The organism is Desulforhabdus sp. TSK (genome assembly GCF_022836495.1).
In the GTDB taxonomy this organism is placed as follows: Bacteria; Desulfobacterota; Syntrophobacteria; order Syntrophobacterales; family Syntrophobacteraceae; genus Desulforhabdus.
This window is the reverse complement of the sequence record NZ_BQXM01000011.1, coordinates 63925-86089: the sequence shown is the minus strand read 5'-3', so window position 1 is coordinate 86089 and position 22165 is coordinate 63925. Positions and strand designations below refer to the sequence as shown.

Genomic DNA, 22165 nt, shown 5'->3' with positions numbered 1-22165 from the left:
CCATGAGATACTTTCCCATTCTGGATTTTCAATATGTAATCATCGGGCTTTTCCTCGGCATTATTGCGGTGGCTGTGCTTTTCACTGCCTTCTACACCTATGGCCGACCGGGTACGCCAGAGGGCGGGAAAAAGGACTTGGCGGAATATGCCGAAGGCATCCGGGGGGATCACAACCCTATCCCTCCCGTCGTGGCCCTCGTGCTCCTGGGAGTGGCCGCCTTTGCCCTGATTTATGCCTTCATGGTTGGGATCAAAGGACCGGCTTTTTAGAGCTCTCCAGGATTCATCCCTTCGGACCGTTGCCGGGCGGCGACGCCGGACACGCGCCTGCAGGACGTGCCAGGCCGAAGGGCTGAAGCTTAAGGTCATTAGCCGGTAAACACCAGGCTCAATCTTAAACAACCGGTTCAAATCAGGAAGCTGAAGATGAGAGCGATATTTTCAGACAGGGACAAGACATTCGACCTTCGCAGCTGGGGCATCGTATCCGCCATTGCGCTGGGCTTTCTCTGCTGGGGGATTTTTGTGTTCATGGCCGTTGGAGAGAAGGGGCCCCCTTCGTGGGATTTCAGCGTGGTCCAGGACATCCCGTCTCAGTCGGTCTATTCCACCCATCAATCGCGGCAGGTCTTTGGCGATCAGCCGCCTCTGGCGCCTCAGCATATCCCGGGGGTGACTCCACCCCCACCCCAATCGGCGGGGGGTGCCAAATGATGCGATCTCATCGAGGCATGATGAAACGGATTGGATGCATGGCCGTATGGCTCGTGCTCCTGTGCAGTCTCCCGGGCTGTGATTACGCCAGGATGAAGGAGCAGGAGGCGCTGCAGACCTATAAGACGGCACTTCCGGAAATGCCCGCAGGGACCATTCCCGTGGGAGGGGGGATTGAAACCCTCAAGAAGTCCGATCCCAAAAGCCTTCGGAACCCTCTCCCCTTCTCTGAGGAAACCACCAACAAGGGAAGGGAGAGCTACGCCGTCTACTGCATCATGTGCCACGGCCCCAAAGCCGACGGCAATGGCACCGTTGGCCAGAGCTTCCATCCTCTGCCCACCGCCCTCAGGGATCCAAAAGTTCAAGCCATGACGGACGGTGAAATCTTCTACAACCTGAGCTTCGGGATCAAACGTCAGCCGCCCATGGCCTATACCGTCTCCGCTCAAGACCTTTGGGCCATTGTCCACTATATCCGATTTCTCGGCAGCTCTTCCGGCAGCTAGATGAACCTCTGAGCATGTTTTCTCTCTTTCCCTTGAGCATCGGGTTCCTGGGGAGTCTTCACTGCCTGGGCATGTGCGGGCCTCTCGTACTGGCCTATTCCCTGCATTTGAAACCGGACGTCTCTTCCTCCGTCACCACACTTGCTTTTCCGCTGCGCCTGGGATTTTTCCATCATTTGGGTTTTCACCTGGGCCGGCTTTTGACCTACGGACTGCTGGGGACACTCGCCGCAGGGTTGTTCCGCGCCGTCGACCTCAGCCGGTGGTTTTACCATGGGCGGAGTGCCATGTCCTATGTGGCGGGCGGCCTGCTCGTCTTTCTGGGGCTCGTCCTGCTCAAAGCCATTCCGCTGCCCGAACGCCTCTCCGCTCTCTCCTCCCCCCAGGTCTCCCTTCTCGGCCGTTGGATGCATCCTCTCTTCCGCTCCAAGACCATCCCGTCCAAGGTCCTTCTGGGCATGGCCACAGGGCTCATTCCCTGCTGCCTCTCCTGGGCCATGATCGTAACGGCGGCCTCCACGGGGCATCCTGTCCAGGGATTTGTCACCATGGTGCTCTTTGGATGCGGAACGGTACCTCCCCTTTTCTTCACCGGTCTTTGCGCTTCGTTCCTTTCACAAAGAGTGCGCTTTCTGGGCGAAAAAGTCGCCGGCATCTCCATTGTCTTCATGGGCATCGTTCTTCTGTTGCGGGGATCCCGCATCCTTGGCTGACCCCCCGGCACATACCGTGGACCCGCCTCGGGAGTCGACTACAGAGCCCCACGATTCTCAACGGAGGTTCTGCAGCCTCTGTGGACTCCCCGTAGGACGTTCCCGAGCAGAGCGCACCCTCAAGGGGACACGTTACAGATTTTGCTGCATCGGCTGCATGCATGTCTTTGAAATTCTCTTCAACGACCCGCAGGCGCAGGGTGTGGATTTCCGGAGCACCGAGCTCTACCGCGTCTGCGTGGATTCAGGGATTATCCCGCGCAGCGAGGAAGACCTGCTCCAGATTCAAGATGTGCCCGAAAAGAGGCAGGGGAGCGCTCCCCTGCCGGAAGGTGGACCCCGGGAGTTCGAGGCGGGCCTGGCCAAGGAACTGGTGCTTCATGTGGACGGCATGTGGTGCACCGCCTGTTCCTGGCTCATGGAGGAGGTCCTGCGCAAGTCTCCCGGAATCGTGAAGGTCCAGGTTTTCTTCCTCTCGGATCTTGCCCGGATCGTCTACCTGCCGCACCGGATTCAACCGCGGGACATTCTTGCCGACATCGAGAAGCTCGGCTACACGGCGCGCCCGGCCGGCGAAGACCGCCCCCCCATGATGGAGGAGAGGAAAAATCACCTTCTGCCCCTGGGCGTGTCGGCCATATTGACCGCCAATATCATGATGCTTTCCTTCGTTCTCTATTTCGGGTTTTTCCAGGACCTGGGAGAGGGAGCCATCGGCTATCTTTCATATCCTCTCTGGCTCCTCGCCACCCCGGTGGTCTTCTACGGCGGATACCCCATCCTGAAGCGGGCGTTCCTGGGGCTGCGGCACATGAGCGTCTCCATGGATACCCTCATTGCGGTGGGCTCCCTTTCAGCATATTTCTACAGCCTTGGAGGACTCGTGACCGGCAGCCTGCATTTATATTTCGATACGGCCGCCATGCTCATCACCATCGTGCTTTTGGGAAGGTACATCGAGCTCCGGGCGAGAGATACCGTGTCACAGGGCATTACGGAACTCTATTCCCTCTCGCGGGGAAAGGTGCGGTTGTGCCTGGAAAAAATCGAAAAATGGGTCGCGTCGGAGGCCGTGGAAGTTGGAGACAGCTTCCGGGTTTCAGGGGGAGAACGGATTCCTCTGGATGCGTTGGTCCTGGCGGGTACGGGCGAAGTGGATGCCTCCTTCCTGACAGGGGAATCGCGTCCCATGAAGAAGAGCCCCGGGGAGACCGTCATGGGGGGCACCCTGCTTCTGGGAGGAGAGCTCCATCTCCAGGCTCTCCGCACCGGCAGCGAAAGCGCCATCGGCCAGATGATCGCCCTCATGCAGGAAGCCCTCTCGGCAAGAAATTCCTTCGAAGTCCTGGCAGACCGGTTGACGCGATTCTTTGTCCCCATCGTTCTGCTCCTGGCTGCAGGAACAGCTGGCTGGGGATGGATGGTGGGAGGATTGCCTTCCCATGAAACCCTCCTGCGCGCCGTAACGGTGCTGGTCATCACCTGCCCCTGCGCCCTGGGGATCGCGACTCCCCTCGCCAAGGTCGCAGCCATTGGAGCCGGCAGGTCCCGAGGGATACTCATCCGGGATCCCTCGGCTCTGGAAAGAGCCAGGGACCTGGACGTGCTCATCTGCGATAAAACGGGGACCCTCACGGAGGGCGTTTTCTCACTGCAGAAGATCGTCACCAGGGGAATGCCCGAGCACAAGGCTCTCGCCCGGGTAGCCTCCATTGAAACCGGCGCCGGGCACTTCCTGGCCAGGGAGATCCTGCGCAGAACCCGGGAGCTCTCCCTCCAGCTGGAGGAGGCGACCCGCCTCGAATACTTCGAGGGGCTGGGGGCAAGGGGGTGCATCCGCGGCACCCCCACCGCCGTTGGAAACCGGGCATTCATGAAGCGGGAAGGACTTACGTGCCCCCGCGACATGGATGATGCCGCAAGAAAACTGGAAAGCGACGGGAATACGGTCCTCTTTTTCGGCTGGGAAGGTGAGGTCCAGGGTTACCTGGCGTTTGGAGACAGCATCAAGGCAGGCGCGGCAGAATCCCTGAGGCAAATGCAGCAAAGAGGCTTGACTGTCCACCTGGTTTCGGGGGATTCTCAGGAGACCACTCAGGCCGTGGCCCAGCGCCTGGGTGTGGAGCATTTCCGGGGACAGTCTCTACCGGTAGACAAGGTAGAAATCGTTCGAAGGCTGCAGCAGGAGGGGCATCGGGTGGCCATGATGGGGGATGGAGTCAACGATGCCGCGGCGCTCGCTCGAGCGGATGTGGGAATCGCCCTCGGGACGGGCTCCAACATCCTTCAGGAAGCTTCAGACATCACCCTCATGACGGGACATCCCGAGAAGCTCCTGGAAGTGCTGGATCTGTCGCACATGACGGTGCGCATCATCCGCCAGAATCTCTTTTTCGCTCTATTTTACAATGTTCTCGGCATCCCCCTGGCTGTGGCGGGAATGCTGAATCCCATCATGGCTGTCGCGGCAATGTTTGCCAGCAGCCTCACGGTGATCGGAAACACGTTGCGCATTTCAAGAAAGCATCATGGAAGGAGAACCGTATGAACAGAATGCATCGGCTCGTATCGGGAATTTTTGTTGCTCTCATCCTTTTGTCCTTCGGCGTGAACGCCTTTGCCGCTGAAGAGAAAGCGAAGACACCGGCAAACCCCGTCGTTGTCATAAAGACCTCCCTGGGTGACATCCGGGTGGAGCTCTTTGAAGACAAGGCACCCGCCACGGTGAAGAATTTCCTGCGCTATGCCGACGAAAAATTTTATGACGGTACCATATTCCACAGAGTCATCGACGACTTCATGATCCAGGGGGGCGGCTTCGCCCCGGACATGAGAAAGAAGGACACCCACGAGCCCGTCAAAAATGAAGCCTCCGCGGAATTGAAGAATGATCGCGGCACCATCTCCATGGCCAGGACAAACATTGTGGACAGTGCCACATCCCAGTTTTTCATCAACGTGAAGGACAATGCCTTTCTGAACCACAAGGACAACACCCCGCAGGGATTCGGCTACGCAGTTTTTGGAAAAGTGATCGAAGGCATGGACGTGGTGGACAAGATCAAGAAGGTCGAAACGACCACCATGGGCAGCTACCAGAATGTGCCCAAAAATCCCGTCGTCATCGTGAGCGTCACCCGATTGAAATAAGCATTTCACTGCGGAAAGGGGATGAGGCCTTTCCGCCTGCGCCGGAAGGAGCTGACACCAGGGAGCCTGCGGCGTCATTTTTCCAGTGTAATGTGCATGTTGCGAAAAGATTTAGCATATGCTACAAAACGGCAGCTTTCGACACAGACTTTTTCGAGTGCGGGAGGGGATGGAAAGCCCCGGAAGAAATCGTTCCGCACCGTTCCGGATTCATGACTGAAGGGTGACGCATGGAAGCCAAGTATTTACCGAAAACACTGGAAAAAAAATGGCAGGATTTTTGGGAGAAGGAAGAGCTCTTCAAGGTACAGGAAGACCCCTCCCGTGAAAAATTTTACCTTTTGGAAATGTTTCCCTACCCTTCGGGCAGGATCCACATGGGGCACGTGCGCAATTACTCCATTGGGGATGTCCTGGCCCGATTTCTGAGAATGCAGGGCTACAACGTTCTTCATCCCATGGGCTGGGACGCTTTCGGGATGCCCGCGGAAAACGCCGCCATCAAAGCCGGCACACACCCGGCCAAATGGACTTACGAAAACATCGACTACATGCGCGGCCAGCTCAAAAAGCTCGGCTTCTCCTACGACTGGTCGCGTGAAATCGCCACCTGCCATGTGGACTATTACCGCTGGGAGCAGCTCTTTTTCCTCAAGATGTACGAGCAGGGGCTGGCCTATCGTCGGAGTGCCTACGTCAACTGGTGCGAAACGTGCCACACCGTGCTGGCCAACGAACAGGTCGAAGGCGGCGCCTGCTGGCGGTGCGATCAACCCGTCATCCAAAAAGAGATGGACCAGTGGTTTTTCAAAATCACGGACTACGTGGATGAGCTTTTGGATTACACCCACAAGCTTCCCGGCTGGCCGGAGCGGGTCCTTGTCATGCAGCAGAACTGGATCGGCAAGAGCTACGGCAGTAAGCTGATTTTTCCCCTGGAATCCGGTGACGGCGAGATCACGGTTTTCACCACGAGGGCAGACACGTTGTTCGGGGCGACCTTCATGAGCATTGCACCGGAGCACCCCCTGGTGGAGAAGCTCAGCCGGGGAACACCTCAAGAAGAGGCTGTGCGGCAGTTCGTGGAGCATGCCAAACTTTCCAAGCGCAGTGACCGTGAAACGGAGCTCATGGAAAAAGAGGGTGTTTTCACGGGAAGCTGCTGCATCAATCCGGCAACGGGCGAGAAAATGCCCATTTACGTGGCCAATTTCGTGCTCATGGCCTACGGAACGGGGGCGGTCATGGCCGTGCCTGCCCACGATCAACGGGATTTCGAATTTGCGCGCAAGTATGACCTCCCCATGAAAGTCGTCATCAAGCCTCAGGACGCCGCTGAGCCGCCCCGGCTGGAGGATCTCACAGCAGCCTTTGAAGAGGACGGCGTCCTGATCCATTCGGACCGGTTCAGCGGGATGGCCTCAGCCCAGGCGAGGGAAGCCATCACGGCGGAACTGGCGGAAAAGGGGCGTGGTGAGCGCACCGTCCAATACCGTTTGCGCGACTGGGGAATATCCCGCCAGCGCTACTGGGGAGCGCCGATTCCCATCATTTACTGCGACAAGTGTGGTGCGGTTCCGGTTCCGGCCGAAGATCTCCCCGTGGTGCTTCCCACCGACGTGGCCCTCCTCCCCAATGGGGCATCGCCTCTGCCCGTTCACGAGCCCTTCTTCAAGACCACCTGCCCCCGATGCAAGGCTACGGCGCGGCGGGAAACCGACACCATGGACACCTTTGTGGAATCCTCGTGGTATTTTGCGCGCTTTGCTTCCGCAGGATATGAGGATGGCCCCCTGGACTTCGACCGGGTGAAATACTGGCTGCCGGTCAATCAGTACATTGGCGGCATCGAGCACGCGGTGCTGCATCTGCTGTATTCCCGCTTCTTCACCAAAGTTCTGAGAGACATGGGATACCTGGCCGTGGACGAGCCCTTCGAAAATCTGCTCACCCAGGGGATGGTCATCAAGGACGGTTCCAAGATGAGCAAATCCAAGGGCAACGTGGTGGATCCCGATGAAATGATTCAGGCTTACGGGGCCGATACCGTTCGCCTTTTCTGCCTCTTTGCCGCACCTCCCGAGAAGGACCTGGAATGGAACGATCAGGGGGTCGAAGGCTCCTTCCGATTCCTGTCGCGCGTCTGGCGGATGGTTTCGGACAACGAAGAAACCCTGCTGAACGTTTCGGCCTATTCCGGCAACGGAGAATTGCCCAAAGCTCTGTCGGATCTCCATCGCAAGACCCATCAGACCATGAAGAAGGCGACGGAAGACATCCGGGACCGCTTCCACTTCAACACCGCCATTGCCTCGGTCATGGAGCTCGTGAACCAGGTCTACCAGGTCCTGGAGTCTCCACCGAAGGAAGATTCGCTCTGGCCGGTGGTGAAGGAGGCCGCCGAAACCGTGGTTCTACTCATTTCGCCCATTGTTCCTCACATCGCCGAGGAACTTTGGCGGGCACTGGGCCATACCACGAGCATCATGACCGCTCCCTGGCCGCGCTGGCGCGAAGAGTCTCTCCAGGCGGAAGAGATCGTTATCGTCGTACAGGTAAACGGGAAGCTCCGAAGCCGCATCATGGCGTCGCCGGATGCCTCGCAGGAGGAGTTGAAGGCTGCGGCCCTTCAGGACGGACGGATCCAGGACTTTATCGCCGGGAAATCCGTTAAGAAGGTCATAGTCATTCCCGGGAAGCTCATCAACATCGTCATTTGACAGGAAGATCAGCGGGGAAGAAGAGATCGAATGAAGCTTTCTACGAGGCTACCAGCCACTCTGGGCATCGTTCTCCTCCTGGCGAGTGCCTGCGGCTACCATTTCACGGGCGAAGGCGCGGGGCCCCGCCCGGGAATCCACAAGGTCTCCATCCCCGTTTTTGCCAACAACACTTCGGAGCCGGACCTGGGGAGCATTTTTGCGGGGGCTCTGCGCAGTGAATTCCTTCAGAAGGGGGATATCCAGGTCGTTCCGCAGGATCAGAGCGATGTGGTGTTCCGTGGACGCATCCGCAACATTTATACATCGGAAGTGGCCCACAAGGCTTTTGAGGAAACGATCCTGAGCCGGCTTTATGTGACCCTGGAAATACGCTGTGAGGATACTCGAACGGGGGAGATTCTCTGGCAGGATCCGCAGTTCACTTACTACCAGGTTTACATCCAGGATCCCGATCCCATGGTCAGCTATGACAATCGACGCCGCGCCGAAGAATTCCTGGCGAAGGAAATGTCCTCCCGCATCCATGACCGCTTCCTCAGCAACTTCTGATCATGCTGCTCAATGAATTTCTAAAGCATGTGGAAACGGCCCCTCCCGCACCCGTCTACCTGTTTACGGGCAACGCGGAATTGCTCATGGAGGAAGCGTGGAACCGGCTGGTGGCAAAAATTGTTCCCCCAAAAGCACGAAACTTCAACGGCGAACGATGGACCGCCAAGGAGCACACCGCTGAGGAGGTCCTGGAGCGGGTGAGCACCCTGCCCATGTTCGGTGGTAAGCAGCTCCTGCTGGTTCAGCATGTGGAAGAGTGGCCGAAGGAGCAGCGCCAGAGCCTGGAAGCCTATCTCCGGCGTCCCCACCCCACCGCCTGCCTGGTTCTGAGTGCTTTCCAGAAAAAAGGAATGGACAAGCTGGAGGAGGCCGTTCAGGCTGCGGGCGTTGTGGTCCAGTTTACCGCCCCCACCGAAGGGGAAGCCCCCCGGTGGCTTCAGGAGCGCGCCAAGGCACAGGGGAAGCAGTTGACTCCCCAAGCGGCTCTGCTGCTTTTTGAGCAGGTGGGACTGGATCTCGCCTGCCTGGAAATGGAACTGGAAAAGCTCTCCATCTATGTGGGAGAGCGCTCAGTCATCGACATTTCCGACGTTCAACAGGTGGTCAGCATGCAGAGGAGCCATTCCGTCTTTGAGCTCCTGCAGCATGTGGGGCAGAATGAAACCCACCGGGCGATTCACAGCCTGAGGAACCTCATGCTTTCGGGGGAATCACCCCTGGGCATCCTGGCTCTGCTGGCCAGGCAGATTCGGCTCGTCTGGCAGGTGAGAGACGGACAACAACGGAGGCTGCCCCTGCCCCAGATCGGCCAGGGCATCGGCCTCTCTCAGTTTGTCGTCAAGAAGTACCTGCAGCAGGCCTCCCAGTTTTCTGAAAGCGAATTGTTCAACGCTTACCGCGCCCTGCGCCACGCCGATCGAGCCCTCAAGGGCAGCGGCACGTCTCCCGAGCGAATCCTGGAATCCCTCGTCCTGGAGCTCTGCCGCATCAAGCAAAAAAACCCCTGAGGACTGGTTCCTCAGGGGCGTGTCGGGCCATAGCAACAGCAAAGCTTTAAGCTTTTTTCGCAGCCAGAAACTCCTGAACTCTCCGGGTCAATCGGGAAATCTTGCGTGCTGCGTTGTTCTTATGAATAACGCCCTTGCCGGCGGTGCGATCGATGGTGGAGACGGCTTGTCGCAGACGTTCCATTACAAGCTCGGTCGAATTGGAAGAAATGGCTTCCTGAACATCCTTGATTACGTTCTTCATGCGGGTTTTTCGCATCCGATTGCGCAGGCGCCGCGCTTCGCTCTGTTTTGCCCGCTTAACGGCTGACTTGTGATTGGCCAAGGTTTAACCTCCTCTAGAAATATGGATTTCAGTGTTCCAAACTATAAATGAAGTCTTTCCTTCAACACGCAGAAGGACAAATTTTCAAGAAAACCCACTTTATAACGTCAAAGGAAAGGCTGTCAAGGCAATTCATAACGGTGTTTTTATTTGATACACTCGTACACTTGCTTTTCGGTCGGAGCAAAACGGATCAGGTCCGGACCTCGAGGATTTCAAGATTGCGGATTCCCTTGGGAGTTTGCACGCGGACCTCATCGCCTTCTTCCTTCCCGATGAGGGCTTTCCCCAGCGGAGACGTCACCGAAATGGTTCCGGCCTGGACGTCCGCTTCATAAGGCCCCACCAGGGTATAGCGGGTGACTTCTCCTGTCTCCAGATCCTCCATCACGACGGTAGACCCGAAAATCGCCTTCCCGTCTTCCGATTCCGAGCCCTCGATGATCTCACAATGTCCCAGTTTCTCGCAAATATCCTGGATACGGCCTTCGATGAGGGACTGCTTGTCCTTGGCGGCCTCATATTCGGCATTTTCCGAGAGATCTCCGTGGCCGCGAGCCTCTTCAATCGCTTTGATGACGGCAGGTCGCTCTTCTTTCTGCAGGCGCTGTAACTCGATTTTCAAACGTTCAAAACCGCTCTTGGTGATGGGTACTCTTTGCATCTACTTCTCCCTTCATGGAATCAATGGAGAGACCATTTAATGATATTCGCCAAACATGTCAAGACGGATCGCACCTGCCGGCAAGCCCGTTCTTGACACTGATTTTCGCTATCCCTGCTTCATCGGGGAGCGTCTGAAGCCGGCGCCGTCCCTGGAAATTCTTTTATCATATCCACACCAGCCTGACGAGGGCTTCCAGCAAAATCCCCCGGGGAACGGCACGACTTTCGCCGGAAAGAGTTTCGACGCCGATTCAATTTTCTTGCCGCCGCCGGTGCATCTCATGGTAAAGTAGCGGCATTCTCAATGAGGAAGGAGCGGTTTCTAACGAGAAGAGGGTGAACATGCCATTCAAGAGAAAAGATATTCTTGGGATTCGAGAACTTGAAGTCCATGAAATGGAGCATATCCTGGAGATGGCTTCTTCACTGAAGGAAATCAACACTCGAGCCATCAAAAAAGTCCCCACCCTCCGGGGCAAGACCGTCATTCATCTCTTCTACGAGCCAAGCACCCGCACGCGAACTTCCTTCGATATCGCCGCCAAACGTTTGAGCGCGGACACCTTCAGCATCACGACTTCGACCAGCTCCATGGTCAAGGGGGAAACCTTTCTGGACACGGTGAAAAACCTTGAATCCATGAAGCCCGACATCTTTGTCATAAGGCATTCGGCTTCGGGGGCGCCGCACCGCATTGCGGGCCGGACGGAGGCTTCCGTCATCAATGCGGGCGACGGCATGCATGAGCATCCTTCTCAGGCATTGCTGGACATGATGACCATTCGGGAGCACAAAGGGCGGCTGGACGGGCTGAATGTGCTCATTGTCGGCGATATCGCTCACAGCCGCGTGGCCCGCTCCGACATCTGGGGACTCACCAAGATGGGAGCCAGAATCGCCGTGTGCGGCCCCACCACGCTCCTTCCTTCCGACATCGATCAAATGGGCGTCCAGGTGTGTCTGCACCCGGAGGAGGTCATTCCCGACGCGGATGTCATCATCGTTCTGCGTCTTCAAAAAGAGCGACAGCAGCAGATGCTGCTGCCCTCCCTGCGGGAATATGCCGTTTATTACGGGATCAACGCAGAAAGACTGAAGCGGGCGAAGCCGGATGTCATCGTCATGCATCCCGGCCCCATCAACAGGGGGGTGGAACTGAATCCCGACGTGGCCGACGGACCGCATTCCGTCATCCTGGATCAGGTGACCAACGGCGTCGCCGTGCGCATGGCTCTGCTTTATCTGGTCTCTCAGAAATAGCCCTCCAGTCTTCAGTCGAGAGCCATTGGCCATCAGTAAAAACAGCAACTCAAGCCGATCGAATCATAGGCTGTCTGCCAGGGATGGGGACACAACCCAGGGGTTGTTCCTTCCCAGGGAGTATGAACGCATGCAACGGGGGAAATCTGGAAATTTTCTTTTCAGGAACGGGCGGGTGATCGATCCTCTCCAGGGGATGGACGCCCTGGCGGACGTATTGATTTGGGAAGGGCGCGTGGCGGAGATACGGCCGCGCCTGGAAATCTCCCGCGAGAGGCTGGCTGAGCTCCAGGAAATGGACATGACGGGCAAATGGATTGTTCCCGGTCTCATCGATATGCATGTCCATCTGCGGGAACCCGGCGAAGAGTACAAGGAAACCATCGCCTCGGGCACCCGTGCCGCCGTGGCTGGAGGTTATGTCGCCGTCGCCTGCATGCCCAATACCCGGCCTGTGAACGATTCCGCCACGGTGACCCGCTTCATCCTGGAGAGAGCGGAGCGTGAAGGCGCCTGCCACGTGCTTCCTGTCGGAGCGATCAGCAAGGGGCTCCAGGGGGAAAGCCTTTCTGAAATCGGAGAGCTCAGGGCGGCGGGAGCCGTAGCCGTCACGGATGATGGCCGACCCATCATGGACAGCCTCCTCATGCGAAGGGCACTGGAATACGCTCGCATTTTCGACCTCCCGGTGATCAGCCATGCCGAAGACAGCCGCCTTTCTCATGGCGGCCTCATGAACGAGGGCACCGTCTCCACCATGCTGGGCCTGCGCGGCATTCCCAGCGCCGCCGAGGAAGTGATGATCGCACGGGACCTGATCCTGGCGGAGCTGGCTCAGTGCCGCCTGCACATCGCCCACGTGAGCACGGCGGGCTCGGTGCGTCTCATCCGTCAAGCCCGTGAAAGGGGTGTTCCCGTCACGGCCGAGACGGCTCCGCATTATTTCACCCTCACGGACGAAGCTCTCATGGGCTTCGATCCTGTTTTCAAAGTAAATCCACCTCTCCGGACCGAAGATGACGTGCAGGCCATCAAACGGGGCCTCCGCGACGGGACCCTCGACGCCATTGCCACGGACCACGCCCCTCACAGCGTGCTGGAAAAGGACACGGAATTCGAGTTTGCCGCCAATGGAATGATCGGTCTCGAATCAGCCCTTCCCCTCATTCTGGATCTGGTGCGAGCAGACATTCTGACTCCTTCCGAGGCCATCGCCAAGGTTTCCTGCAACCCGGCCCGAATTTTGGGGGTCCCTTTGGGAACGCTCCAGACCCGGGAGCCGGTGAATTTGACCGTCATCGATCCCGACAAGACCTATATCCTGGATGCCGGCCAGTTCGAATCCAAGAGCCGCAACTGCCCATTTCATGGCCGTCACATGCAGGGACAGGCACTCATGACCCTGGTGAAAGGCAGCATTGCCTATTCCAGAATAACCCCATGAAGGCAGGCTCGGACGAACCCCCTAAAATTCTCGTTGTGGATGACGAACGGAGCATGCGTGAATTTCTTGAGGTCATGCTCCTGAAGGAAGGATACCAGGTCCGTTGTGCAGCCGGGGGGAAGGATGCGCTGGAAGCCATCCGGCAGGAGCCCTTCGCGCTCGTCATCACCGACATCCGCATGAAGCCCATCAATGGGCTGGAAGTGCTCAAGCAGTGCAGGCACCTCTCTCCCCAAACGGTGGTCATCATCATCTCTGCCTATGCCAGTGCGGAAACTGCCGTAGCGGCCATGAAGGAAGGGGCCTACGACTACCTCCCCAAGCCTTTCAACATCGATGAAATGCGGTCTGTCATTCGCCATGCGCTCCAGAGTGACGCCGGCGAAGAGAAGGTTCCGGAAAAACCCGAAGGGCCGTATTATTTCGGATGCCTCATCGGCGAAAGCCCTCCCATGCGCCGCCTTTATGAGCTCATCCAGCGTGTGGCATCCACCGGCAGCAATGTCCTCATCACGGGCGAAAGTGGAACGGGCAAGGAACTGGTGGCCAAGGCGATCCACCGGCAAAGCCCGCGCCAGGACAAGCCCTTCGTCGTCGTCAACTGTGGAGGGGTGCCGGAGCACCTCATTGAAAGCGAGCTGTTCGGGTACAAAAAAGGGGCCTTCACGGGGGCTGCGGCCACCCGCAAGGGATTGGTGGAAGCAGCCCAGACCGGAACGCTTTTTCTGGACGAAATCGGGGAGCTCTCCCCCACCCTTCAGGTAAAGCTGCTGCGCCTGGTCCAGGAAAAGACCATTCGCATGATCGGCGATACCGAAGACATTGCCGTCAATGTGAGGATCATTTCCGCCACCAACCGCAATCTGGAAAAAATGGTCATCGAGGGAACCTTCCGCGAGGACCTCTACTACCGCCTCAACGTGCTCCCCGTGATGCTCCCTCCCCTGAGAGAGCGCAAAGAGGATATTTCCATCCTGGCTCAGCACTTTCTTGCCAAATTCAGGGATCAGTTCGGCAAAGATGTACGAAAAATTTCTTCCTATGCCATGGATATCCTCAACCACTACGACTTCCCGGGCAACGTGCGCGAACTGGAGCACATCATCGAACGTGGTGTCGCCATGGAATCGTCGAGCATCATCCTTCCCGACAGCCTGACGCTTTCCACCTACAAGAAAAGCCGAAACGATCCCCTGGCGATACCTGCGGAACTGCCCCGGGGGATCGATCTCGACGGCTACCTGGCGGACGTGGAAAAAAAGCTCCTGCAGCAGGCACTGCAACAGGCTCACGGAGTGAAATTCAAGGCTGCGGAGCTTCTCGGAATCAGTTTCCGTTCCTTCCGGTACCGCCTCCTCAAGTATGGACTCGACACGGGAGAAGATTAGGCGAGCCCGGGGCAACCTGCACTGGTGTCAGGTCACCCCGCTTAAAGGCTTGCCCACGGACCTGCGGAAGCTGCGGAGGCCCAGCCAGGTCTCCCGTGCCTACCCGGCAAAGAGTGTGAGAATCAGGCTGTAAGTGAAAGCGGATATCAGAGTAAAAATGGAGACGCTTGTGGCCGCCAGCTCGGGATGCCCACCCAGCTCCATCGCCATGATGTAGGTGACGGTGGCAGGGGGTGCGGCCAGCAGGATGATGCCGGGCAGAAGGAGGTTTTGAGGAACCCCGGCCAAAACCATGAACGTGTAACCCAGCAAAGGCAGACAGAGCAGCTTTATGATCCCTATCCCGATGATCTCACGCACCATGAGGCGGAACGCGCCGAAGGAAAGGCTTGCTCCGATGAGCAGGAGCGCCGTGGGAAAAGCCATGCCGCCGAGAATGTCGAGTCCCTTCTGGAATGGCTTGGGGATGGAAAAGCCCAGGGCTGAATAAATGACCCCCAACAGGACTGTCACGAGGATGGGGTTGCGCAGAAGGTGCTTCAGCAAATCCCAGCCCGGCCTGCCCTGACGGAATTCGGTATTAAAGGTCGTGAGAGCCCACACGGCCAGAAAATTCTGTCCCATCATGACAAAACTGCTCAGAATCGCCATGCGGGCGAAAGGCTCTGCCCCGAGGGCATAATAAGCGATCGCATAAGACAGGTACCCGATATTCCCGTGAAAGCTGCTTTGAATGAAGGTGCCCCGCCGGTTGGGAGAGACCTTCAGGAGGAGCATGAGCCCCAGGCTGGCGAGCGCAGCGGTAACGAGAGCGGCCAGAACGCAGAGTACCGCTCCCAGATTGAAATTTTCTCCAAAGGGAGCTTGAGCGATCTCATTGAGGATCATCGCGGGTATGGCGACGCTGAACACGATCTGGTTGGCCGTCCGGGCATAGTCGGCACCGATGATTTCCCTCATCTTCAGAAAATAGCCCAGAAAAATGATGCTGAAGATAGGTAGGATGGTTTGGATCAGGACATCGAACATGGAAGATTGATCTCGCCGGTTCCTGCAGGGAGGCTTGTTTCCTGCAGCCGCTGATGACCATGGTGGCAATACTGTCGCCCGGCTGGTCCCAATGACCTCGGAGGGCGTGCACAAACTACACCGAAGGCGTTATCATTTCAATGTCCAACCCTTGGGGAGACAGCATTTCGCCATTCCATGAAAGCGCCCGGCAGGGAGCCGCCTGGCGGAAACCGCTGAAATTAACTTGACGTTTGGAATCAGTTCTAATAGACGCAATGATGATGCGGTCAATATTCAAAGAAACCAACGGAGAGAAGTCATGACGAAGAAAGATATGGATAACGATCAGTTGATTGAGGAATTCGACGACGAGGGGGACCTCAGTTACGACCAGGGGGAAGAGCTGGATTTCAGCGGAGAAGATGACCTGGACCTGGAAGAAGGGGAGGAGGAGGACCTCATTCCCTCCGTGCTGTACAAAGGCGTATCCAGGCCCAAGACAGAGGATGATTGGCGTCAGCTCCTCATGGAAGCCAGCAGGGACGGCGTTCCGGAATACCACTACACGGACAGCTACAAGGATGGGGATCTGATCATCCACAGCCAGTTCGGTTTGGGCGTCGTCAGCAAGGTCATTTCCCCCAAGAAAATGGAAGTGGTCTTTGACACCAGCAAGAAGCTCATGGCCATGAATCTCACCCCGCCCCAATAATGCCCATCCAGGAGCAAGCTGGAAGGGCACCTTTTCCTTGTGGGAAAGGTGCCCTTTTTCCACACGCCAAGGCAGCACAGAATGTAGGGTGCGTTTTACGCACCATTGTCGACACAAGCAGTCCTTCAATACGGATAGGGCATAAAGTGGACCAGCCCCCCAGGTGAGGGATGCCGATGCATTGCCTTTTGCCTCAGAATGAAGAAGCCGGCAGCCACAGGAGGGACGCTTTCGCCGTGCGGGCGGAAGCGCGTCGCAATCCAGGGGCGTGATATGCTCAGGAGGGTTACAGGGCCGGCACCAGGAAGGTTTTCACCTGGCCCAGCAGGAAACCGTGAGTCAGGGCCGTCCCTGCAACGATATGCCCATTGCTCAGATAACCCTCCAGTCCCCAGAAATCGGAAATGATACCGCCGGCTTCCTGCACCAGCAATGCCCCGGCGGCAATGTCCCAGGCTTTCAGCCCCGCCTCCCAGAACCCATCCACCCGCCCCGCAGCCAGGTAAGCCAGGTCAAGGGCTGCCGCCCCTGCCCGCCGGATGCCGCTGGTTTCCAGGAAGACATTTTTAAAAACCTCCAGGTAAGGATCGATGAGGCGCCGTTCGCGATGGGGGAAGCCCGTGGCGATCATCGTTTCCCGCAAGTCCTGGTGGTCTCGCAGAAAGATGCGCGCCCCGTTCAAGAAAGCTCCCTCCCCTTTTCGTGCCGAAAAAAGCTCCCTGTGCACGGGATCCAGAACAAAACCCAGAATGGGCAAACCGTCCTGACAGACCGCCACGGAGATGGCCACAAAGGGAAATCCATGGATAAAATTCGCCGTGCCGTCGATGGGATCGATGACCCAGGTGAATCCCTCTTTCAACCCATCGTTTTCCGATTCTTCCGCCATGATGTGATGCTGCGGGAAATGCTCCTGGATGACTTTCACGATCATGGCCTCACTCTCCATGTCCACATCGGTGACGTAATCGGAGATCCCCTTGGTATGGACAGCTCCCGAGGAGACATTGCCAATGCCCTCCCGGATCAATTCACCCGCCTGCTCTAACGCCAACCTTGCCACACGCTCCATTTCACGGATCATCATGCTCCTCGACTTTCTCATCCTCAGCGCTATCACCTGTGCCGAAAACTTCCACCAGTCACGCTCTACCAGGCCATGGAACCGCCTTCCTCTGTTTCATCTCCCCATGCCCGGACGATTCATCCACAGAATCACGGCAATCATTATCGAGGCCCTTGTGGACAGTGGCAAACAATTTTGGTATCTTTCCCCATTGAAAATCTCATACATTGGATTTTTATACTTTTTTTTCATTCTCATATGCCAACCGCCACGAGGCCAGCCATGAAAATCGATGTGCACACTCATATTTTCCCGCCCGATATCGTCCAGTCACGTCAACACTTTTTTGAGGGAGAGAACGTCTTCCAGCAGCTTTATGATTCGCCCAAAGCCAAACTGGCCGGAGCGGAATCTCTTTTGGAGGTGATGGATCGAGACGGGATCCAGCGTGCAGTGGTCTTCGGTTTCCCCTGGCAAAACATGGAGCTGGCCAAACGCCACAACGACTACGTGCTGGAAATGGCCTCGAAGTACGCCCCTCGGCTCATTCCCATGGCCTGTTTCAATCCTATGGACGCAGCAGGGCCGAGGGAGGCGGAACGGTGCTTCGGGGGGGGAGCCAGAGGGCTGGGGGAGCTGGCATTATACGCCTCCTGCGCGGAAGATGCGGCCCTCAACTTTTATAAGGAACTGGTGGAATGCTGCAGATCTCACAAGGGCATCCTCCTGGTCCACGCCAACGAGCCCGTCGGACACATGTACCCGGGGAAGGCACCGTTGGGGCTGGGCTTTTACTATTCCCTCGCCAGGATGGCGGCCGGAATCCCCTTGATCCTGGCGCACTGGGGCGGAGGCTTGTGCTTCTATGAACTGCTGAAGCGGGAAGCGCCTGAAGTGTTGGCCGATGTCTACTACGATACGGCCGCATCGCCTTTTCTCTATACTCCTGCCATCTACAGCCACATGTCCAGGATCCTCGGCAGGGGGAAAATCCTTTTCGGAAGTGATTACCCCCTCCTCGCCCCCGCTCGTTATTTTAAGGAACTGGAACAGGCGGACCTAGCCCCGGAAGAGGTAGCAGACATAATGGGGGAAAATGCGACCCGACTTTTTGGAGACGACCTGTGAGTCCCCCATGCCCCAGGAGAGCCACTGAGGGATTGTCTCCTCTCAGAGGCTGTCTAAGAATTCATCTCCTCGGGAGCCAAATCTGCTTCGATTCCCCTCTTGAGCAAGCGGGGAATTTTAAACGGCATACTCTTAGCCTCATTGGGTCGGGCTGATCTTGTAAAAGATTTCATCTGCCGCGCCCAGGAGGACTATGGGAGGTTCAAAGCCGATGATTTGGGCCGTCTCCATGTTGATGGCGATTTGGGAGGGCTGTTCGAAGCACTGAGTGAGCTGATTGGGCTTTGCACCGTTGAGGACTTTGGTCATGGTTTGAGCGTGAAATTCACCGAAGTATCTGTATCCAGCCGGTGCAATACTGGTCAGAAAACCATACTTTACCTCCTCGGAGCCAGCCTGTGAAAAGGTCGGGATGCGATATTGGTTCGCAATCTTCACGAGGTCGGGGATACTTTCCAGCCTGACGCCGCTTTGTTGAGTGACATAAATTGCATCGGCTTCCTTGCCGAATTTATGGAAGCACTCTTTCACACTTTCCACCTCTGCCGGTATGTCACCAATATCACTGACCGTGAAGCATCGAACGATTTCAAATCCACACTCTTTGGCAACTTTTTCGATCTTCCTGATGGCCGCGTAGCTCCTCCCATCGTCAGTGTCCTCATAGGCCACACCCAGTCTTTTGAAATGCATTATCTCGTGAAAGACGCGAATTTGCCTCTCATAAACATAGGGATCGATGGCGGCATTGACATGCTCAAAACCCGAGTCCTCGATGCTTTTGATGATCCCCGCAGACACCGGGTCGCTGCTGGAAAAAACCAGGGTGGGAGTGGAATGGTTGTCATTGGCCAAGTCTTTTCCCGCCCAAGTGCCCATGGCTATGACCAAATCCACATCCTTTTTGTGGTTCAATCGCTCCATGATTTTCTGAACAGTCAGGCTCCGCAAGTCTTCATCCCAATTGGCCGAATAATGACCGTCAGGCAAAAAAACCAGGTAGTCGCTTTTGGCTTCGTAGACCAGCCAGTCCCAGAGCGGCTTTGTCTCTTCACCTTTCTGTGCGGGTAAATCCGCCGTTTCAATCCAGCCGAGCTTCATGAGTCCACGAACCGTCTCTCCCAGTATTTTCTGATAATCCACATAGGGCCCCCCTTCATAGTAGGCAATCTGCCATTTCTTACCGTCCTTCGTGACGGGTGCCGTACTGAAGACCTGCTTGTCCTGAGCCGCTGAAGGAGCGCTCACGGTTAAAATATAAGTGGCTAAAACTAATATTATTTTTAACAATATTTTCATCATGACCTCCGTAGCTTCGGGGATTCTTCAAATCCACTTCAAGAAGCTTGGCAACGATTTTTTATATATCGATATAGACCAGATCAGGCACCTGATCCGGTTTGGCGAAAAGCCTTTTTCACATGCGATGATTCAGGATCACCGCCTGTGGAGAATAAAGGGGCAAGCGGATCACATCCGGATCCAAGAAATCGCTCAGAAGAATTCTTTCCACACAAGCAGCGATTTCAGGTTTGATTTCCCCCTTTCGACCCATTTTTAAGGCACGTTCCCGTGCTCTTTTCAGCATGGACTCATCAAACCCTTTGACGACGCATCCACAAACCTGCTGATGAACGGGCCGATGTATACTGCGAACGGTTCAAATCTTGACTTTCGTAGGAGCGGCCTCCAGCCGCGATTCTACTGGGAGCTCGCTATTTCTGTCGCGGCTGGAAGCCGCTCCTGCAGGATCAACAATAAGTCAAGACCTCAACCGTTTGGAGTATAAATCATGCTGACACCGTACATCATCAGGATCCTGCCGACGCTCGACTGAGAGGTCCCAACACTGTCCAAATAGACGGGGCTGACGTGATCACCATGAAAAAGATCGTCGAGCTTCTATGCCTCGAAAAGCCTGTGCCGCCCTCTTTCCGTGGACGTGGAATCAGCACCAGGAGAAGCAGGAGGGAGGCCCCGCAAGCAACGACAGTTCCCAACCGTTTGAGAGCCCTGAGAAGGATCGTTTGCAGGGTTCCGGAAAAAAGGGCCTGATCGAGGCTGAAAACGACTGTCGCAATCGTTTTTTTGGGAGTCCAGAACCTGAAAGCACCGAAGGACCCGATTCTGATGGGTGGTATAGTGAAATGCAGCGCCTTTCGCTCCTGCCCCCTGACTCTTGCAGCAGTCTTCCCAGAACGCTTTCGGCATCGCAGTGTTCAAAAGTCGTTTGTCAGAGCTGTAGAGAATGGAGCCGTCCGGCAATGTAACAGAAACCCGAACCGGAGGTTTCGAGAATGTCGCCGGTACGTCACGGATGCCTGGAATACGGCCCTTCAGTACACCCTCGATTTTGCGCTCCGCCCTTTCCAGTTCGTCGGTAATTCCATGGAACTGGTGGACCGATTGGCCATTTTGCATGGAAATCTGAAGGCTTTTTTGCAGGTTTTCCCGAAGGACCGAAAACCTTGAGAGACTGGATTCCAGGTAGAGCTTTTCCAGAGCCGCCCAATGAAACAACGCGCTGAAGCTCAGGCAGATCAGGAGCAAAGCCACGCCGCCGGCCACAACTCTCAGTTTTGGGGATTTTTGGGGGTGTCGAGGTGGCAGCTCATGCAATGAGCTTGCACTGCTTGGCGGCATATCGATTCCTCATGGAGCAAAATGTTCAGTGGCGGGAACCTGTTCTCAGGATACCATCAACTGTAAGCCATGTGTCCATATCGGCAGCGGCTCCCGACAACTTGAACATTAAAGGGCAAGATGCGCCCTTTTTCTTTAACTTCCCAATCCTGGAGAGCAAACATCCCTTCAAAAAGCATCACGGGTCTGCCATGTATCTGCCAACCTTCATGAACGGCGGCAATTTGTATTTCTGCCTTTTCGTCGTGCCATCGACAGCGGTGCGGCAGGACAGTGATGCGGTCCGAATCGATCCTGCCCAGTCTGTGGGCGACAAAAGCCGTTGCCAGCGCACCGGTGCCGCATGCCAGGGTCTCGCGATTGATCCCCCGCACGAAACAACGGTATTCGAGAGCACTGTTCTCTTGAATGCAACGAGTAAAATTGATGTTGATCCCCGCAGGGAACAAATTCGAATAAACCCGTCCAAAGTACTTGCCGATGAAATGCACCAGTGAAGAACTGGTGCTCTTCCGCTTTTCCACAACAATACCCGTATCGTTTCGTTCGCCTCCGGGGGTGAAGATGGCCTCCGCAGGCTGTTTCAAGGAAAAGCCATTTTCAGCAAAGATGACAAGATGAGGCTCACCGGTGAAGACGAGATAACCGCTCAGAGTGAGCGATTTTGCATCGCCAAAGAAGCTGGCCCCATCAGATTGCCGAAACCTGGTGATTTCAACTTCCCGCACCATGTCAATTACATAGTCATAGGGCTCGATCATGGACCGGTCCACCAGGTTGGCGGGCATACGCTGCGGATGCCCCAGGTTGACCCAGCTGACTCCCCGCTCCAGCTCCAGTTCCCTGCCGATGGGGACGACTTTGGGGGAAGCCGTGGGAATCTGTGTCATGATCCGAGCCGTTTTACGCCGTATCGGTGATACAGGTAGTCCGCCATCCCGGCCGGCTTGAAGCAGGGTTTCACGAGGTAGGCGGCCGCGGCAAAGGTCCCCCGTTTGCTTCCGTGATACTTTTTTTGCAGGATCGAGGGAAAAATTTTGCATCTCCCGCAGTCCGAAAGACAATGGAAGGAAAAAGATCCTTCCGCCGAGCTCCGGATCAGACGTGAAAAATATAATCCAACCAATGTCTTAGCGCCACAACCCCACCTAT

At 56.3% G+C, this 22165-nt stretch carries 20 protein-coding genes; 14 read left to right on the top strand and 6 right to left on the bottom strand.

Annotated features, from left to right (window positions below):
• Positions 1-2 precede the first annotated feature (2 nt).
• The 9 genes from MWC30_RS08675 (at position 3) to holA (ending at position 9370) form a co-directional block, all read left to right on the top strand.
• On the top strand, positions 3-272 hold the full coding sequence (locus MWC30_RS08675) for a hypothetical protein (protein WP_244083774.1): 270 nt from the start codon (positions 3-5) through the stop codon (positions 270-272).
• A gap of 156 nt (positions 273-428) precedes the next feature.
• Positions 429-716 carry a hypothetical protein gene (locus tag MWC30_RS08670; protein ID WP_244083773.1) on the top strand — a complete coding sequence of 96 codons (288 nt, stop codon included), beginning with the start codon at positions 429-431 and terminating at the stop codon, positions 714-716.
• A gap of 38 nt (positions 717-754) precedes the next feature.
• Positions 755-1225, top strand: a complete 471-nt coding sequence (locus tag MWC30_RS08665; RefSeq protein WP_244083772.1) for a cytochrome c — start codon at positions 755-757, stop codon at positions 1223-1225.
• 14 nt (positions 1226-1239) lie between these two features.
• Entirely contained in the window at positions 1240-1938 is a 699-nt protein-coding gene (locus MWC30_RS08660) for a sulfite exporter TauE/SafE family protein (RefSeq protein ID WP_244083771.1), read from the top strand.
• On the top strand, positions 1931-4486 hold the full coding sequence (locus tag MWC30_RS08655) for a cation-translocating P-type ATPase (RefSeq protein WP_244083770.1): 2556 nt from the start codon (positions 1931-1933) through the stop codon (positions 4484-4486). The genes MWC30_RS08660 and MWC30_RS08655 overlap by 8 nt, the downstream gene beginning before the upstream one ends.
• Before the next feature lie 5 nt (positions 4487-4491).
• Positions 4492-5088, top strand: coding sequence for a peptidylprolyl isomerase (locus MWC30_RS08650; protein ID WP_368860821.1), 597 nt, complete (start codon positions 4492-4494; stop codon positions 5086-5088).
• A gap of 230 nt (positions 5089-5318) precedes the next feature.
• A complete protein-coding gene (leuS, locus tag MWC30_RS08645) occupies positions 5319-7808 on the top strand; it encodes a leucine--tRNA ligase (RefSeq protein WP_244083768.1) in 2490 nt (829 codons plus the stop codon).
• A gap of 30 nt (positions 7809-7838) precedes the next feature.
• Complete coding sequence (gene lptE / locus MWC30_RS08640; RefSeq protein WP_244083767.1) at positions 7839-8360, top strand: LPS assembly lipoprotein LptE; 522 nt, start codon at positions 7839-7841, stop codon at positions 8358-8360.
• Between the two features lie 2 nt (positions 8361-8362).
• Complete coding sequence (gene holA / locus MWC30_RS08635; RefSeq protein ID WP_244083766.1) at positions 8363-9370, top strand: DNA polymerase III subunit delta; 1008 nt, start codon at positions 8363-8365, stop codon at positions 9368-9370.
• Between the two features lie 46 nt (positions 9371-9416).
• Here holA and rpsT read toward each other — a convergent pair whose 3' ends face one another.
• Together rpsT and greA are read right to left on the bottom strand one after the other, a co-directional pair.
• A complete protein-coding gene (gene rpsT, locus MWC30_RS08630; protein WP_244083765.1) occupies positions 9417-9695 on the bottom strand; it encodes a 30S ribosomal protein S20 in 279 nt (92 codons plus the stop codon).
• Positions 9696-9888: 193 nt separating this feature from the next.
• Entirely contained in the window at positions 9889-10359 is a 471-nt protein-coding gene (gene greA, locus MWC30_RS08625; protein ID WP_244083764.1) for a transcription elongation factor GreA, read from the bottom strand.
• Positions 10360-10703: 344 nt separating this feature from the next.
• On the opposite strand from greA, the gene MWC30_RS08620 reads away from it, so the two are divergent.
• From MWC30_RS08620 to MWC30_RS08610, 3 genes are all read left to right on the top strand, one after another.
• A complete protein-coding gene (locus tag MWC30_RS08620) occupies positions 10704-11621 on the top strand; it encodes an aspartate carbamoyltransferase catalytic subunit (protein ID WP_244083763.1) in 918 nt (305 codons plus the stop codon).
• 130 nt (positions 11622-11751) lie between these two features.
• The gene (locus MWC30_RS08615) at positions 11752-13065 is read left to right on the top strand and encodes a dihydroorotase (protein ID WP_244083762.1); all 1314 of its coding nucleotides are present in this window, start codon (positions 11752-11754) and stop codon (positions 13063-13065) included.
• Positions 13062-14453, top strand: a complete 1392-nt coding sequence (locus MWC30_RS08610; RefSeq protein ID WP_244083761.1) for a sigma-54 dependent transcriptional regulator — start codon at positions 13062-13064, stop codon at positions 14451-14453. Before MWC30_RS08615 ends, MWC30_RS08610 begins: the two co-directional genes overlap by 4 nt.
• 99 nt (positions 14454-14552) lie before the next feature.
• On the opposite strand, the gene MWC30_RS08605 is transcribed toward MWC30_RS08610, so the two are convergent.
• Complete coding sequence (locus MWC30_RS08605; protein ID WP_244083760.1) at positions 14553-15482, bottom strand: AEC family transporter; 930 nt, start codon at positions 15480-15482, stop codon at positions 14553-14555.
• A 301-nt stretch (positions 15483-15783) separates the two neighbouring features.
• Here MWC30_RS08605 and MWC30_RS08600 point away from each other — a divergent pair, with 301 nt between their 5' ends.
• A complete protein-coding gene (locus MWC30_RS08600) occupies positions 15784-16176 on the top strand; it encodes a hypothetical protein (RefSeq protein WP_244083759.1) in 393 nt (130 codons plus the stop codon).
• 286 nt (positions 16177-16462) lie between these two features.
• Here MWC30_RS08600 and MWC30_RS08595 read toward each other — a convergent pair whose 3' ends face one another.
• Positions 16463-17263 (bottom strand): inositol monophosphatase family protein, encoded by an 801-nt coding sequence (locus tag MWC30_RS08595; protein WP_244083758.1) that lies wholly within the window; start codon positions 17261-17263, stop codon positions 16463-16465.
• Between the two features lie 261 nt (positions 17264-17524).
• On the opposite strand from MWC30_RS08595, the gene MWC30_RS08590 reads away from it, so the two are divergent.
• A complete protein-coding gene (locus MWC30_RS08590; protein WP_244083757.1) occupies positions 17525-18370 on the top strand; it encodes an amidohydrolase family protein in 846 nt (281 codons plus the stop codon).
• A 138-nt stretch (positions 18371-18508) separates the two neighbouring features.
• On the opposite strand, the gene MWC30_RS08585 is transcribed toward MWC30_RS08590, so the two are convergent.
• On the bottom strand, positions 18509-19672 hold the full coding sequence (locus tag MWC30_RS08585; protein WP_244083756.1) for an ABC transporter substrate-binding protein: 1164 nt from the start codon (positions 19670-19672) through the stop codon (positions 18509-18511).
• Between the two features lie 1397 nt (positions 19673-21069).
• Positions 21070-21903: a hypothetical protein gene (locus MWC30_RS08580; protein ID WP_244083755.1), complete on the bottom strand. Its 834-nt coding sequence runs from the start codon at positions 21901-21903 to the stop codon at positions 21070-21072.
• Between the last annotated feature and the right edge of the window lie 262 nt (positions 21904-22165).